The 16,552-nt window shown below is 44.9% G+C and carries 15 protein-coding genes and 1 pseudogene; 10 read left to right on the top strand and 6 right to left on the bottom strand.

The annotated features are described in order from the left end of the window. Nucleotides 1-82 precede the first annotated feature (82 nt). Genes AC3WJJ_RS18470 through AC3WJJ_RS18455 form a run of 4 tightly spaced genes read right to left on the bottom strand, consistent with a single transcriptional unit; the run spans nucleotide 83 to nucleotide 3,513 of the window. Complete coding sequence (locus tag AC3WJJ_RS18470) at nucleotides 83-688, bottom strand: response regulator transcription factor (protein ID WP_492542963.1); 606 nt, start codon at nucleotides 686-688, stop codon at nucleotides 83-85. After that, nucleotides 689-1,831, bottom strand: coding sequence for a sensor histidine kinase (locus tag AC3WJJ_RS18465; protein ID WP_492542961.1), 1,143 nt, complete (start codon nucleotides 1,829-1,831; stop codon nucleotides 689-691). A 12-nt stretch (nucleotides 1,832-1,843) separates the two neighbouring features. Then, entirely contained in the window at nucleotides 1,844-2,587 is a 744-nt protein-coding gene (locus AC3WJJ_RS18460; protein ID WP_492542959.1) for an ABC transporter permease, read from the bottom strand. Between the two features lie 2 nt (nucleotides 2,588-2,589). Next, complete coding sequence (locus AC3WJJ_RS18455; RefSeq protein WP_492542957.1) at nucleotides 2,590-3,513, bottom strand: ABC transporter ATP-binding protein; 924 nt, start codon at nucleotides 3,511-3,513, stop codon at nucleotides 2,590-2,592. A gap of 327 nt (nucleotides 3,514-3,840) precedes the next feature. Between AC3WJJ_RS18455 and AC3WJJ_RS18450 the strand changes: the two genes are divergently transcribed. The 9 genes from AC3WJJ_RS18450 (at nucleotide 3,841) to AC3WJJ_RS18410 (ending at nucleotide 13,912) form a co-directional block, all read left to right on the top strand. Beyond that, complete coding sequence (locus AC3WJJ_RS18450; RefSeq protein WP_492542955.1) at nucleotides 3,841-5,544, top strand: glycoside hydrolase family 13 protein; 1,704 nt, start codon at nucleotides 3,841-3,843, stop codon at nucleotides 5,542-5,544. A gap of 338 nt (nucleotides 5,545-5,882) precedes the next feature. Further along, on the top strand, nucleotides 5,883-6,833 hold the full coding sequence (locus AC3WJJ_RS18445; protein WP_422659226.1) for an ROK family glucokinase: 951 nt from the start codon (nucleotides 5,883-5,885) through the stop codon (nucleotides 6,831-6,833). Between the two features lie 91 nt (nucleotides 6,834-6,924). Beyond that, nucleotides 6,925-7,830: an RNase adapter RapZ gene (gene rapZ / locus AC3WJJ_RS18440; RefSeq protein ID WP_422659227.1), complete on the top strand. Its 906-nt coding sequence runs from the start codon at nucleotides 6,925-6,927 to the stop codon at nucleotides 7,828-7,830. Between the two features lie 12 nt (nucleotides 7,831-7,842). Beyond that, entirely contained in the window at nucleotides 7,843-8,829 is a 987-nt protein-coding gene (locus AC3WJJ_RS18435; RefSeq protein WP_422659228.1) for a gluconeogenesis factor YvcK family protein, read from the top strand. A 5-nt stretch (nucleotides 8,830-8,834) separates the two neighbouring features. Further along, nucleotides 8,835-9,764 (top strand): DNA-binding protein WhiA, encoded by a 930-nt coding sequence (gene whiA / locus AC3WJJ_RS18430; protein ID WP_422659229.1) that lies wholly within the window; start codon nucleotides 8,835-8,837, stop codon nucleotides 9,762-9,764. Nucleotides 9,765-9,868: 104 nt separating this feature from the next. Then, the gene (locus AC3WJJ_RS18425; RefSeq protein WP_007133000.1) at nucleotides 9,869-10,138 is read left to right on the top strand and encodes an HPr family phosphocarrier protein; all 270 of its coding nucleotides are present in this window, start codon (nucleotides 9,869-9,871) and stop codon (nucleotides 10,136-10,138) included. A gap of 277 nt (nucleotides 10,139-10,415) precedes the next feature. After that, nucleotides 10,416-12,122, top strand: coding sequence for an ABC transporter ATP-binding protein (locus tag AC3WJJ_RS18420; RefSeq protein ID WP_492543099.1), 1,707 nt, complete (start codon nucleotides 10,416-10,418; stop codon nucleotides 12,120-12,122). A 33-nt stretch (nucleotides 12,123-12,155) separates the two neighbouring features. Then, nucleotides 12,156-12,836, top strand: coding sequence for a response regulator transcription factor (locus AC3WJJ_RS18415; RefSeq protein ID WP_492542952.1), 681 nt, complete (start codon nucleotides 12,156-12,158; stop codon nucleotides 12,834-12,836). After that, nucleotides 12,836-13,912: a sensor histidine kinase gene (locus AC3WJJ_RS18410; RefSeq protein ID WP_492542950.1), complete on the top strand. Its 1,077-nt coding sequence runs from the start codon at nucleotides 12,836-12,838 to the stop codon at nucleotides 13,910-13,912. Before AC3WJJ_RS18415 ends, AC3WJJ_RS18410 begins: the two co-directional genes overlap by 1 nt. 99 nt (nucleotides 13,913-14,011) lie before the next feature. Here AC3WJJ_RS18410 and AC3WJJ_RS18405 read toward each other — a convergent pair. After that, nucleotides 14,012-14,302: pseudogene (locus AC3WJJ_RS18405) on the bottom strand (ATP-binding cassette domain-containing protein); the annotation flags it as partial. Beyond that, on the bottom strand, nucleotides 14,299-15,111 hold the full coding sequence (locus AC3WJJ_RS18400; protein WP_492542948.1) for a hypothetical protein: 813 nt from the start codon (nucleotides 15,109-15,111) through the stop codon (nucleotides 14,299-14,301). The pseudogene AC3WJJ_RS18405 and the gene AC3WJJ_RS18400, both read right to left, overlap by 4 nt. 421 nt (nucleotides 15,112-15,532) lie before the next feature. Between AC3WJJ_RS18400 and AC3WJJ_RS18395 the strand changes: the two genes are divergently transcribed. Further along, nucleotides 15,533-16,294, top strand: a complete 762-nt coding sequence (locus AC3WJJ_RS18395) for an SIMPL domain-containing protein (RefSeq protein ID WP_492542947.1) — start codon at nucleotides 15,533-15,535, stop codon at nucleotides 16,292-16,294. Nucleotides 16,295-16,552 lie beyond the last annotated feature (258 nt).

Here is a 16,552-nt window from a genome sequence, read left to right as displayed (position 1 = left end):
TAGAATTCGGTTAAATGAGATCACATAAAAATTCAGGAGCAGTCCCAGGTCATTCGACCTTTAAAGACTGCCCCTGTTCACTTTAAATCCAGCCTTTTTCCTCAGCGAGAGCAATGGCTTCAATCCGGTTCTTGGCTTCTAGCTTGCTCAGCAGCTCGGACATATAGTTGCGCACGGTTCCATAGGACAGGTGCAGAGTCGAAGCGATTTCGCTAGAACTGTTTCCTGCAGCTGCTAGCTTGAGAATTTCTCGTTCTCGCTCGGTCAGAGGGTTGGTTTCACGCATGGTGCCAAAGACAAGCTCTGGTGACACCTCCCGCCGTCCTTCCATGACGCGCCGGATCGCCTCGGCTAGTCGATCGCTTGGTTCGTCTTTGAGTAAGTACCCTTGTACACCCGCTTGAACTGCTCTCTCGAAATAACCAGGCCGGGCAAAGGTCGTAAGAATCATAATCCGGCAAGGAAGCTTCATCTGCTTCAGCTCCTCCGCAACCTCGAGTCCACTCATAAACGGCATCTCAATGTCGAGCAGGCAAACATCGGGTTGTAACTGACTTATGAGAGAGAGGGCCTCCTTGCCGTCTCCGGCTTGACCGACAACCTCAATATCTTTTTCAAAATCTAGCAACAGGGCTAGCGCACCTCTTAACATACGCTGGTCCTCAGCAATCAACACTCGGATGCTCAACTAAGCTTCACGCTCCTTCCGGTTCGTAATGACAATGGGTACTCGCACGGTGAGTAGCGTACCCCTCTCAGCCGTGATTCTCATCATCCCACCAACTAAGGCAAGTCGCTCAGCCATGCCCTTCAATCCATTCTTCTCCCTTGTATATCCATGATTATCGGTTGGAACTCCAACACCGTTATCTTTCACCAACAGCCGCCATTCTCCCTCAGACTGCTCAAAGCTGACGTGACATCGTGAAGCCCGGCTGTGCTTGACGATATTCGTTACCGCTTCCCGTAAGCATAGACTGAGAATATTATGTGCAGTGTCAGGGATGCCATCAAATCGCGGATTTCCCTCGTGAGTGAGCTCTATATCTGCACTTTGCAGAATAATTTTGGCTTCGTTCAATTCTTCAGTGAGCGTGGCGGTCCGCATATCAGAGACCAATTCACGTACTTGGCGAAGGGCAGCGCGGGAGGTATTCTGAATCTCCCGAGCTTCATGCCGGGCTTGTTCAATATTGACATCAACGAGCTTCTCTACAAGCTGACTCTTTAATGTAATAAGAGACAGCGTATGACCAAGCGTATCATGTAAGTCTCTTGCGATTCGCATACGTTCTTCGCCTTTGATCAGATTGTGAATCTGCTCATTAGCCTGTGCGAGCTCCTTCTCGAGCTTCTGCCGGCTGATCATGGAACGTATGCCGAATGGAGATAGAAGCATGATGATCATGAAAGGAAGTGTATATAAAAGATTGATATTCCAGATCTCATCCATATGGTAAATAAGTGGAATGGTCTCTACCAATACAAATAGTATATATGCCGTTCTAAATTTCTGTTTATCTGTATACCAGCCGATAAAGTTAGCTGTAAAAAAGCCCATTAATAGATAAGAACTGCTGTAACCTATGCAGAAGATAAGAATAATTAGCATTTGAAGGAGGAGCCATGGGAAGAAAGATCGTTTCCCCTCTGCAAAGTAAAGCTGCCTATAGGTCACAAAAAACAATCCTACCATGATATACCCTATATATAGCTTCCAACCTGTTTCATAAGAAATCAGATTATAGATCGGCAAACTAAGATAGACGAGCCATAAATAAGGGAAGAATCCTAAATGACTTGGAAACATATGAAACGAGTGCCTCTTCATCCACCATCATCCTTACGCAGCTTGCTGCTTTTTTCGAATATAGGTGGATATTACCATAAACAACACCAAATATCCTGCCAAAAGTAAAATGGATTTCAACTGTGGTAGGTTCCCACGGATGATCTCCCAGCCTCCGCTGGCAAAATGATAAGAGGGCAGCCATTCCCCCACCACTCGAAGGAATGAGGGCAGAATTTCCATTGGCATCCACATGCCCCCCATGATTGCAAGAGCTAAATAGATACCATTGCTAACCCCGCTTGCCGTTTCCACACGCTTCATCGCTCCTACGAGTGTTCCTACCGCAAGAAATGGGGCAGAGGCAAGCATGATCCATAGCCCGCTTGTGATCCATTGCCATGCAGGCATATGAACACCATTAATAAGGTAGCCCGCAGCAAAAATTACGATAATAGAGAGCAGATGCATGACGGATTGCCCGAACATTTTGCCGAGGAAATACACACTTCCAGGTAGAGGCGTTACTCTCATATAGACAGACCAGCCCAGAGTTCGTTCCTGTACAAGCCTAATGCCCATCGACATAATAGCTGAACCCATGACACTGAAGGTTGTCATTGATATCAAATAATGTGCTTGCCATACTGCAGCATCGGGCATGCCGCTATCGACCACCCGAGTAAAGATGAAATAGAAGAGGATCGGCATCGCGAGGGACCAAAATATAAAATACGGATTGCGTGCAATACGCAGTAGCTCCATCTTGCATTGTAATGCGATCAATCGTCCTGTCATTGTTATACAGCCTCCTCTTGTCTTTGGGTCAGTTGATCAAACGCCTCATCAAGACTGCCCATCTCTACCCTTACATCGCGTACAGCCATCTCCTCACGGAAAATCACCCCTAGTGCCTGATCCGTGTTCTCTGTCACAACATGCAGTCTACCTTCCAGTTCATATACCTCCGATACACCCGGGACCTGATAGAGACGCTCCATAACCAGTCTCTGACCTGTCTCCACTACAAAAGATACCGAGCGCCGCGTGAGCTTCGCTTTAATACTTTCCGGATTGCCGTCTGCGGCGACGCTACCGTTATTGAATAGAATGATTCGGTCAGCCATATCGTCCGCTTCCTGCAGATAGTGGGTGGTGAATAGGATTGTCTTGCCTTGATTAGCTAATTGCTTGACGGTTCGCCAGAACAGGCGGCGAGCAGTCGTATCCAAACCAACTGTAGGTTCATCGAAAAATAACAATTCGGGATTCCCGGATAGTGCCAGCGCAAAGCTCAGCTTCCTTTTCTGTCCACCAGACATCTTGGTAGCTCGCTTGTTCAGCTCTTCATCGGTAAGACCCGTCAGCTGAATCAGCTGCGCCATCTCCATCGGATTCGGGTAGTAGCCACGAATGAGTGAGATAATCTCTCTGGCTTTTAGACCATCCATAACACTAACCTCTTGCAGCATGGCACCGATCTTTTCCTTCACCTGACGATCCTTCGGATCGCTACCGAATAGCCGGATTTCCCCCTCTGTAGGGTCACTGAGTCCGAGCATCATCGATATGGCTGTTGTCTTTCCTGCGCCGTTGGGACCCAGAATCGCTGTAATGGAGCCTTTCTCAATGTTGAATGAGATATGATCGACTGCTTTCTTGGCTCCGTATGTTTTTGTTACGTTCACAAGCTCCGCTATAGAGTCATTCCTATGTTTCGTCATACTTTTCGCACCTCCGATTTATTCCTTGGTTCTATCTTATCGAGTGCGGCATTTCGAGATTAGTAAATGTTGTCATGAATTCGAGGTGACAATTGTCATAAAAGCGTATTGTGCCAAATGATGTTTACCAGCATGAATTACGCTTCGCTGGAGCATAATAAATTGCTGTACAAATCTGTTTTTTTCTCGTTTACCGTCTGTCAGATGGTGTAAGTAATAAATATGTGTATTTAGATGTCCGGTATATATCCTGATATATCACCGGGCATTTTTATAGAAACAGGGGCCGGCAATAGTAGGGGATTGGAATAGGAAAGGGGCATACAGATGAAAAAAACATGGTGGAAAGAAAGCGTAGTGTATCAGATTTACCCGATTAGCTTCAAAGATTCGAATGGTGATGGTATAGGAGATCTACGAGGTGTCATCTCGAAGTTGGATTACTTAGAATACTTGGGCGTCAATGTGATATGGATATGCCCAATTTACGAGTCACCAGGTCACGACAACGGCTATGACATCAGCGATTATTATGCGATTAAGGGTCAGTATGGGACGATGGAGGATTTCGATGAGTTGCTTGAAGAAGCGCATAAGCGTGGCATAAAGATTATGATGGATCTCGTGCTGAATCATACATCGGATGAGCACCCGTGGTTCCTCGAATCACGCTCCTCCAAAGACAATCCGAAGCGGGATTACTATATATGGCGCAAAGGAAAGAATGGTTTGTATCCGAACAACTGGGAGTCATATTTCAGTGGCTCGGTATGGGAATATGACGACAAGACAGATGAATTCTATATGCACCTCTATGCGAAACAGCAGCCGGATTTGAACTGGGAGAATGAGGCGATGATCGAGGAATTGTACGAAATGGTTCGCTGGTGGCTCGCCAAAGGTGTAGATGGCTTTCGCTTTGATGCGATTGCACATATCGTTAAGGCTGTGGGCTTGCCCGATGCGGATAACCCAGATAACCTCCCCGTTGTTCAGGCTTACCAGTTGTTCTCTAACCTCGATAAGGTACATGATATGCTCAAAAAATTGAATGAGCAGGTCTTGTTCGAATTTGACATTATGACTGTTGGGGAGACGTCAGGTCTTGGGCCAGAGCAGGCTCTCGATTATGTCGGTGAGGATCGCAATGAGCTGGATATGGTGTTCCAGTTCGAGCATATGTACCTTGATGCTGCCTCAGGTGGTACAGGGAAATGGGACATTCGTTCTTGGACACTGTTAGAACTGAAGAAGATCATGAGCAGCTGGCAGACTATTTTGCACGAACGAGGGTGGAATGCTAACTATTTGAGCAATCATGACCAGCCCCGTCCGGTATCCAGGTTCGGTGATGATGGAGAATACCGAGTGGAATCAGCCAAAATGCTAGCTACCTTTATGCACATGCTGCAAGGCACGCCTTATATTTATCAAGGTGAAGAGATCGGAATGACCAACGTAACATTTGACTCCATGGATGACTACCGAGATGTAGAGACACTGAACTATTATGAGCAGTCCAGACTCAGAGGCCAGCCGGAGGAAGTTACGATGAATGCCATTCACAAGAAGAGCCGAGATAATGCGCGTACGCCAATGCAGTGGGATGACACACCACATGCTGGCTTTACAGAGAGTGAACCGTGGATCAAAGTGAATAAGAACTATAAGGATATTAATGTGAAGCAGGCGCTGGCTGATCCGAACTCTATTTTTCACTATTATCGGAAATTGATCTCAATTAGGAAGCAGTGCCAAGCAATCGTGTATGGTGACTATAAACTGTTGCTTCCACTAGATACGGAGATTTATGCATTTGTTCGGTCTATAGAGAATGAGAAGCTGCTAGTCATCTTGAACTTTTTTGACAAGAGTCCCGTATTTGAGTGGCCGGAGGATTTAAGAACAGATGAGAAGAAGTTAATGATCTCGAATTATGAGCCAGCTGAGGGTGAGGATCTATATCATCTAACTTTAAGACCGTATGAAGCGAGAGTATATCTGCTAGAAGGTGACTGTATAGAGCCGTAAATGTACGGTAAAACAAAAGTTCTTAATTGTCATAAAATCCACAAATATTGTATACCAACTAAAAATAAAGGTCTTTAGCTAGCTTCGTTTCTCTTCGGGGAGCGGGGCTTTTGACATATATTAATAGTAACGACAATAGATTAGGGTTATGTGATAGTCCATGGATGCGCTATCAATCATAGGCGATTCAGAGAATAAGATGCTTTATTTATAAGGTTTTTTTGCCCCTGATCGGGTGCCCAATCCCCCTCTACCTTCTCTTGACCGATAGGGTACCTTCAATTATAGTGGGTACAGTAGGAGCATTCTATTTTAGAGGGAAAAAGGTGGCTTGTAACATGTCTGAGAACATCTACGTTGGTGTCGATTTAGGTGGTACCGCGATTAAAGTCGGAATATGCAATCAAGAGGGTCAACTACTTCAAACGTATGAAGGACCGACTGAAACATCCAAAGGCGTGGACACGGTAATCGGCAACATTGAGAAGTATGTACGTCATATTGTGGAACAATCGCCATACAGTTGGGACCAGCTTGCAGGTATAGGAGCGGGGGTTGCAGGCTTTACGAACATTCGTGAAGGAATCATTATTTTTGCACCTAACGTAGGTTTTAAGGATGTTCCAATTCGTGCGCTGCTTGAGGAACGACTTGGCAAGCCAGTCAAAATAGATAACGATGCGAACGTAGCAGCTTTGGGTGAGGCTTGGAGCGGTGCAGGACGCGGTGTTGATAATTGTGTCTGCTATACACTTGGTACAGGTGTTGGTGGCGGCATTATCGTGAACGGAAAGATATATCAAGGTTCTAATGGTATGGCTGGAGAACTCGGACATATCACGGTTGTACCTGATTTAGAAGCTATTCAGTGTGGCTGTGGCAAAATGGGATGTCTTGAGACCGTTTCTTCGGCAACAGGCATTATTCGTATGGCCAAAGACGCTGTTGAGCGTGGCGATCGTACTTCCTTGGCTCTTGTTGACAACATCGCGGCAAAAGAAGTGTTCGATGCAGCAAAAGCAGGGGATGAAGTGGCTCTACGTATTATCAAACGTGCAGCATATTACCTTGGTAAATCGATGGCATCTGTTGCGGCAGTTCTCAATCCAGAAGCTTTCATTGTTGGAGGCGGTGTCTCCAAAGCTGGCGAAATTCTATTTAACGAAGTTCGCGCTGTGTTTAATCAACTGACCCCAGAGCCTTTGCAGCGTGGAGTGAGAATCGTACCTGCAGAACTTGGCAATGATGCTGGAGTTGTAGGTGCAGCAGGTCTACATCTGCGTTCATAATATTATAATTAGTATTCGCCGCTCTTTTCATAAGGGTGGCGAAAAGATCAACCGAATGGCTATGACTTAAACTATAAGGGAGGGGAAGCTGATGCTGGAAGCAGCGGATCGCAGCACCACAACATCAATGGCCACCCTAATCATCATTACCGGCATGTCGGGAGCCGGGAAGACCTTAGCTGTACAAAGTCTGGAGGATCTCGGCTTTTTCTGTGTCGACAATCTGCCCCCTGTACTCATTCCCAAATTCGCGGAACTGATTGAACAATCTAAGGGTAAGATTGGTAAGGTTGCATTGGTCATCGACTTGCGTGGCCGTGAATTCTTCACTGCACTATCGGAATCACTTAATTATATGAAGGATCATTTCACAATTCATAGTGAAATTCTATTCCTGGATGCGACCGATTCCGTACTCGTTCAGCGCTATAAAGAGAGTCGGCGTCGTCATCCACTCGCACCTGAAGGCATGCCACTTGATGGGATTCGTCTGGAGCGCAAAATGCTGGATGAACTCAAAAATTCGGCAACTCAGGTTATTGATACAAGCAATATGAAGCCTGCTAGGCTCAAGGAAAAAATCATTTCTCGATTCACTCATTTGGAGACCAATACATTGTCAGTGAATATTACGTCTTTCGGATTTAAGTATGGCATTCCGATTGATGCTGACCTGGTATTTGATGTCCGCTTTTTGCCTAATCCTCACTATGTTGAGAATCTGCGTCCCAACACAGGACAGAACAGCGATGTGTATGAGTACGTAATGAAATGGCCTGAGACGCAGTCGTTTCTAACCAAACTGCTGGATATGCTTCATTTTCTTATTCCGCAATATCGGAAAGAAGGGAAAAGCCAAGTCATCATTGCAATCGGCTGCACCGGAGGCAAACACCGTTCCGTTGCCATTGCAGAATATCTCGGTAAGATGCTTGGTGTGAGTGAGACAGAATCGGTAACGGTCAGCCACCGTGATTCTGATCGGGATCGGCATTAATAGAGGGAAGTGATGAACGTGGCTGAGCAAGCTAGGAAGCGCCCTCGCATTGTTGTGATGGGTGGAGGAACAGGGCTGTCTGTCATGCTGCGTGGCCTGAAGGAGAAGCCCCTAGATATTACGGCAATTGTAACTGTTGCAGACGACGGGGGCAGTTCAGGGATTTTAAGAAGTGAACTGCAAATGCCTCCACCGGGAGATATTCGAAATGTACTAACAGCGCTCGCAGATGTCGAGCCGCTGTTATCTGATATATTGAAGTACCGCTTCAGCACCGGCTCAGGACTGGCGGGGCATAGCCTCGGCAATTTAATCCTGGCTGCCATGACGGATATGCACGGTGATTTTGTCACGGCGGTTAAGGAAATGAGCCGGGTTTTTGTTGTTCGCGGACAGGTGCTACCTGCCGCAGGTGAGGCGGTTATTTTACATGCTGAAATGGAAGACGGCAGCATTGTGACAGGCGAATCTAAAATTCCGGAGGCCGGGCGACGCATCAAACGGATATTCCTTGAACCTAAGAATGTGGAACCATTGCCGGAAGCACTCGAGGCCATTCAGCAAGCCGATGCCATATTGATTGGCCCAGGTAGTCTGTATACAAGTATATTGCCCAATTTGTTAGTTCCTAAGCTTGCAGAGGCCATTGTGGCCTCGGATGCAATCAAAATGTTTGTGTGTAACGTTATGACACAACCAGGTGAAACCGATAATTACACGGTTAGCGATCATTTGCAGGCGGTATACGACCATATTGGTCTTCATTTGTTTGATTATGTCATTGTGAATGATGGTGAAATTCCGTCACAGGTTCAGGATAAGTACGCTGAAAAAGGTTCAAAACCTGTACTCCTTGATCGGGATGAAGTAGAGAGCCGCGGATACAAGCTGATTGCAGATAAGCTAGTGCTATTCCGTACGTACTTGCGGCATGATGCCGATAAGTTAAGCAATCATATTTTCCAATTGGTGCAAGATTGGATTTTACGAAAGAGGTGAGACCCTTGTCCTTTGCGGCACAAACTAAAAAAGAATTAACCATGGTTGAAGGCCAGAGCTGTTGCGAGAAAGCTGAGCTATCCGCGCTTATCCGAATGAATGGATCGGTTCAGGTTTCGAGTAAAAAAATAGTGCTGGATATTTCGACGGAAAATGCCGCGATCGCAAGGCGCATTTATTCCTTAATCAAGAAGCATTTCCAGGCACATACTGAACTTTTGGTGCGTAAAAAAATGCGTTTGAAGAAGAATAACGTATATATCGTTCGCATTCCCGCCCGCGTTCAAGAGATATTAAAGGAGCTGCGGATTGTATCCGAAGGTTTCTTGTTTCAGTCCCGGATTGATGAGGAAATTGTACGTAAGAACTGTTGTAAAAGAGCTTATCTGCGCGGAGCTTTCATGGCAGGGGGATCGGTCAATAATCCGGAGGGATCATCGTACCATCTGGAGATTGCCTCCATGTATGAGGAGCATTGCCAAGCCTTGGTGGAACTTGCAAATGAATTTCATCTGAACGCGCGCTGTATTGAGCGGAAGAAGGGATTTATTTTCTACATCAAGGAAGGGGAGAAGATCATTGAGTTCCTCAATCTGATCGGTGCGCACCAAGCGCTGTTCAAGTTCGAGGATGTTCGCATCATGCGGGATATGCGTAACTCCGTTAACCGTATTGTTAACTGTGAAACCGCCAACTTGAATAAGACGATTGGCGCTGCTGTACGGCAGATTGAGAACATCAAGCTACTCCAGCGCGAAGTCGGTCTTGAAAGTCTACCCGATAAACTTCGTGAGGTTGCCGAGATTCGTCTTGCCCATCCGGACATGAATTTGAAGGAAGTTGGCGAAATGTTGAAGGGAACGGTTAGCAAATCAGGGGTCAATCACCGTCTTCGCAAAATTGATGAGCTTGCTGAAAAGGTCAGAAATAGGTAAGTTTTTTTTAATCTAGTGTCCTGTATGTTAAAATGGTATAATATTATAAAATAGCATCGATTTTAAAGTTTTTTTGAGATTCGATAATAGGGGGTAAACTTTACATGACAAAGCACCCAGTAGTCGTTCGGTTAAAAACCGGTTTGCATGCGAGACCGGCCGCGCTTTTTGTTCAAGAAGCGAATAAATACTCATCTGAAATTTTCGTGGAAAAAGATGATAAAAAAGTTAACGCAAAAAGTATCATGGGAATTATGAGCCTTGCCATTAGTTCAGGTACCGAAGTTCACATTAGCGCTGAAGGTGCTGATGCAGAGCAAGCGGTTACTTCTTTAGTGAACCTGGTAAGCAAAGAAGAATTAGAGAACCAATAATCGCATCCAAAAAAAGTCTTGTCGTGTGCAAGGCTTTTTTTAGTTTATACATACAAAGGCAGAGGTGGATATGATCCGCCTTTTTTGTATTTGTCAGAAGATAGACAGTCGTTGTTTAACTTCAGTTTAAAATATTGCGTTATTCTTTCCTTGGATAGCAACAGGAGAAGGGAAGAGCAAACATATGAGCATACATGATCAAACTATAGAAAATAGGGAGCTTGTGCGGAATGAGAACACGAATGCGAAACCAGGATTTCAGGCATTCTTCCGCCTAATGAAAGAGACAAAGCCACCTAAGTTTTTGCTTGTTATAGCTATACTGCTGAGTGTTGTTTCAACACTTGTCGGATTGGTGATTCCGATGTTTACGAAAAGCTTGGTGGATGGCTTCTCTCTAACCGATATGAAATCATCGCATATTATTGGGCTAGGGGTTGCGTTTATTCTACAGACGATTGCTTCTGGTTTCTCAATTTTTTTACTGAGTTATACCGGGCAGAAGATGGTCGCGGCACTACGCGAACGATTGTGGAAGAAGCTGCTGGTACTGCCGATCCGATATTTCGACCATAACCGTTCAGGCGAATCCGTTAGCCGGATGACGAATGATACAGGTGTCATTAAAAGTTTAATTTCAGACCATTTGGCTGGATTTTTCAGTGGGATCATCTCAATTATCGGCTCCATTGGCGTACTTCTGTATTTAAACTGGAAGATGACATTGACGATGTTTATTGTCATTCCAATCGCAGCGCTGATCCTTGTGCCTCTTGGTAAGAAGATGTACAAAATATCGCTTGGTATGCAGGACGAGACAGCTTCATTCACAGCGAATATCAGTCAAGTGCTGTCAGAGATCCGCTTGGTTAAGGCCTCTAATGCTGAAGATAAAGAATATGCAAGTGGAAGTAGAGGCATTACCAACTTGCTGAGTTTCGGTATCAAGGAGGGAGTTGTCTCGGCGTGGATCGCACCACTAATGTCCTTTGTTCTGATGATGCTACTTGTTGTCGTTATAGGCTATGGTGGATTACAAGTATCTACAGGTGCGCTGACAGCAGGTGAACTAGTGGCGTTTATTTTGTATTTGATTCAAATTGTGATGCCTATGACGCAGTTGACTACATTTTTTACCCAGCTTCAGAAGGCTAAAGGAGCCACAGAGCGAATACTAGAAACACTGGATGCAGACGAGGAGTCACTCACAAGTGGGGTGGATGTGATGAATGCAAATCAACAAATATCGATTGAGAACCTGACGTTTGGATATAAGGCGGATGAGCCCGTATTAAAGGATGTTAGCTTTCAGATGGAGCCTGGAACGGTGACAGCTGTTGTGGGACCAAGTGGAGGCGGGAAAACAACGTTGTTCTCGATGCTTGAACGTTTCTATCTGCCAACGGAAGGGAAGATCAGAATGGGGCAGGCCCCGATCAATACATTTTCCTTGCGTTCCTGGCGGGGCTTGATCGGTTACGTTTCTCAAGAAAGTCCGATGATTGCGGGTACGATTCGGGAGAACCTATGTTATGGGATAGACCGGGAAGTAAGTGATACTGAGGTTCGAAGAGCTGCGGAGATGGCATATGCGGACGGATTTATAGATGATCTGCCGAATGGTTTTGATACCGATGTTGGTGAACGAGGAGTGAAGCTTTCCGGTGGACAGCGGCAGCGGATTGCGATTGCAAGGGCACTTTTACGAGATCCTAAGATACTAATGCTCGATGAAGCAACATCCAGTCTAGATAGCCGATCGGAAATTGAAGTGCAGAAGGCACTGAGTAATCTGATGGCTGGACGGACAACGATTGTAATTGCACACCGACTATCTACTGTGGTGGGAGCAGATCAGATCATATTTATAGAAAAGGGAACGGTAACCGGTCGTGGAACACATGAGGAGCTATTACAACGGCATGATATGTATAGAGAGTTTGCAGTTCAGCAGTTGCAGATGAATGATGGAATCAAGGCGTAGTTGTACTGTTATGTTGGCGAAAGGGGGATACTTGTGGCGAAAATATTAGTGGTGGATGACGATCCGTACATTCGGGAACTTGTGAAGGTGTTTCTTGAGGAGGCGGGCATGGAAGAAGTGTTCGAAGCCTCTGATGGAGTAGAAGCCCTATCTGTTATGGAGCAGACCGCGGTTGATTTGGTCGTTATGGACATTATGATGCCGAATATGGATGGGTGGGAATTATGCCGGGAAATACGTAAGAATGAAGGCATACCGGTTCTGATGTTAACCGCCATAGGGGAGACAAAACAAATCCTGAAGGGATTTGAGCTGGGGACAGACGATTACCTTGTGAAGCCTTTTGAGCCTGCAGAGCTTGTTGTGCGTGTGAAAGCATTGCTCAAGCGATATCAAGTAGCGGCTTCTCAGACAGTGACAATCGGAAAGCTGCAGATGAACCGTCGAACGTATGAAGTCAAGACAGCTGATGAGATATTAACGATACCTTTGAAAGAGTTTGAACTGCTTTTTAAGCTGGCTAGTTATCCGGGAAGTACACTTACGCGTGATCGATTAATCGAGGATATTTGGGGATATGACTTTGAGGGGAACGAGCGAACGCTCGATGTTCACGTGAACAGATTGCGAGAGCGATTTCCTGAGGAGAAGTATCGGTTCAAGATTCGAACAGTGCGTGGGCTTGGCTATCGTCTAGAGGTGGGTGGCAGCTAATGCGAAAAGCACTTCGTATCACCTGGATGATCATACGTGAGACGTTAGTGACTTTAGCCGGCTTCGCGCTACTAGCTGCATCATGGACAGGAAGCACGTATATAACGAAGGCCATCTATCTCAAGACAGGAGCTCCCTCTTCGAATTATATTGCAGGGCTCATTGATCTTTTTCTGAGTGTTATTATTTTCTTCATTACTATATTTCTTGTGGGCCTCTTGTTCCGGCACAAACAGATTGCAACGATGAACGTAATTACAGATGCGATGCGCCGTATATCCAAAGGAGATTTCTCTGTGAAGGTGGAGGACCAGAAAGGGCGTAGCGAATTCCAGACGATTGTGAAAAGCATTAATGATATGGCTGGTGAGCTTGGGCGGATGGAAACCATGCGTCAGGATTTCATCTCGAATGTATCACATGAAATTCAGTCCCCACTGACGTCAATTCGTGGATTCGCAAGGGCTCTTCGTAATCCGAAGCTGACAGAGGAGCGGAGAAATTACTATCTGGAGATCATTGAAGGAGAAAGTCGACGATTATCACAGCTTAGCGACAATCTATTGAAGCTGTCTTCCCTGGAAGGAGATAAACAGGTATTTGAGGTAGCGCGCTATCGGCTCGATGAGCAGCTTCGGTCGATTGTTTTGGCGAATGAACCTCAGTGGCTCGCAAAACAAATTCAGATTGAGCTGGATCTGGCAGAGGTGGAGATCGAGGCCGCGGAGGATTTGATGAATCAGGTGTGGATCAATTTGCTACATAACAGCATCAAATTCACACCCGAAGACGGTATGATTACGATAACGTTGAAAGCGAATGATCAAGGAGCTGAGGTGTCCATCGCAGATACAGGTGTTGGGATGTCGGAGACGGACCAGATGCGTATATTCGAACGTTTTTATAAGGTAGATAAATCACGGAACCGAGCCGCGGGGGGGAGTGGTCTGGGGTTATCCATTGTGAAGCGAATTGTCGATATTCATCAAGGGGAGATTGCTGTCCAGTCGGAGCTTGGGAAGGGCTCAACATTTACGGTGAAGGTGCCATGTGCGCGTTCTCAGAAACAAGAGTAAGATTGCAGGACTGAGGTTTATTAATACATTCACACAAAAGGCTCACATGGGAATGGACACCCATGTGAGCCTTTTTACGCAAAATACGCTTCAATACGCCTATAAAACCTTCTCTAAGAAGCTGATGGTACGCTCGTTCTTCGGATTTCCGAACAACTCTTCTGGAGGTCCTTCTTCTACGATGTACCCACCATCCATAAAGATAACCCGGTCGGCCACCTCACGGGCAAAGCCCATCTCATGGGTAACGATCATCATCGTCATACCTTCACTCGCTAGCTTCTTGATCACGCCAAGTACCTCGCCCACCATTTCGGGGTCAAGTGCCGACGTTGGCTCGTCAAAAAGCATGATATCCGGATTCATCGCTAGTGCACGGGTGAACTCTACCCCCAAGGACCGACTCCTTCAATTGTTAATGCCCAATCAAAATTTATAACCTTTGAAGTTGATTGGTTTAGGAATCTAGCTTGTATTTTTAGTCCCATACTAGTGTTTAGTCCCTCATCAAGAACCTCTACCCAACCTGAAGGAGCTGTTGCAAGATAGGTCTTGCCGAAGCTAAGGTCACCTCCTAATGGTGAGCAGTTAGATTTCTGGTTCTGAGCATAATTATTAATTCCAGGTCCAGTTTGAACCATGGTGCAATAATTTGTAAGATAAGGGATTATGTTACTGTTAGGTGAACTACCCTTGTCGAAGCGCCAATACGCTTTATCCATTCCCATCCAGACGAAATTGTTTTTTTCGATTTGGTGGTAATATAACGAAATAGTTAATTTAATTGATTTATCGGAAGTCTGACTGGAACCTGAGTAAGAATAGGGGTCAGATGCAACAACCAAATCGGTTTTGTATTGTTGGATAACATCACCTGTTTCTATATTCTGTAAGTCACGATAAATATGCGTTTCGTTTTTAAGAATTTCAGTATTTGTGCTATCGAAATCATTAGAAATAGATCCAGATTTATCATGCTGTTGAGTTTCGGATAGAAGAGTCTTCCCTTCTACTAGCATGTCCACTTTTGTGCTGGCATCAGTAGTATCATATTCTTTGATAACTTGGTATCCTGGCGGAACCGTTGAATCAAGTGGAACTGTTAAGTCAGGAACAGGTGCAGCTGACACTAGGCTTACGGAGCTGAAAGTCAAAAAACCAATTAACGTAGTACTGATAAATTTTTTAGTTTTTGCCATTCTAAAACCTCCATTTTTTGTAAGTTGCATTACTCGATACTATTAAACCAAAATTGAGGAATTTAATCACTTTTTCATATATCTATGTACTTGTATCGTTGCGAAATCTTTAAATCAAGCGGAATCGATACCAATAATTAATGAAGTTTATTCATAAGAAAATACTGAAATATTAAGAGATTTGAAAAGCTTAAATGTCCTAATAGCTAAACGGCTATTTTTATTTGATCTACCCGAATCGCTTCTTCACCAAATGAGTGCTTGTTACCTTTAAATATGGAGCTCTCTTTGAGTTAAGCTTGAAATTAAGGTGAAATATTATCTTAAACTTCAACTAATGCGCAACATTTACCAATTTATGCGCGTTAGAAAGGTAAGGCAAGCATGACAGCGATGCCAATTCGAAGGAGGTCGAGATCAAATGAAAGTTTGGGCTAAACGTTTGGGGTCGGTTATGATCGCAGGGGCGCTTCTTACAGGCGGTTCCGTATGGACAGGTGCTCTGGGAACAGGTGAGGTGTATGCAGCTGAGGCTGCGCAGCAGAACCTTATTAAAGTACTGGGTAAGGGTGAAATCTCCGTAAAGCCGGATATTGTATATCTGTCGATCGGTGTAGAATCCTATGCAGAGACAGCAAAGTCCGCTCAGAAACACAATGCTACAAAGATGGCACAAATTAATACCCTGCTCAAAAAAACATGGAAAATTGATGACAAGGATATCAAAACTGAGCAGTTCTATGTTCAGCCAAATTATAGTTACAGCGATAAAGAAGGACGCAAAGTACAAAATTACACTGCTGCGCATTCTCTTGAAGTAACACTTCGTGATCTAAGCAAGGTTGGTGAATTGCTTGATGCTGTCGCAGAAGCTGGGGCGAATAATATCGGCAATGCAAGATTCTCTATTGAGAACCGGGATGCATTTGAGACTCAAGTAATTGAAAAAGCAATGGCAAATGCGGACTTGAAAGCACTAGCTATTGCGAAGGCTTCCAAACGTCAGCTTGGTGCTGTTGTAAGCGTTATTCAAGATGAAGCTGCGAACCGTGAGTTGTACAGCTATGGTAATATGGATATGGCAAAAGCAGAAAGTGCTTCGATGGCTGATGCAAGCACCTCTGTAAAACCTGGCGAAATCAAACTCATCACGCAGCTGTATGTTCAGTATGAAATGAAATAGGCTAATTTTATTAGCCCATTAAATACAAGAACCGCCCATTTTCGCAGTATATGCGAGATGAGGCGGTTTTATTTTTGGAAAGATAGGAAATTATATTAATCTTAGGTATGTGTCCTCATATGGAGGACATACATCGCACTATTTACACTTTTAACCCTGCATGGTGAAGAATACCAAAAAGCGTGACGGGATAAGGTTCGAACCTGTCGAATAACTCAGAAAAGTGTTGTGTATAGGGTCAAAACAAGGTATAGTGAA

The organism is Paenibacillus sp. FW507-14B1B, from assembly GCF_058781425.1.
Note: the sequence above shows the minus strand (reverse complement) of the source record. Positions and strands in the feature narration are given on the sequence as shown.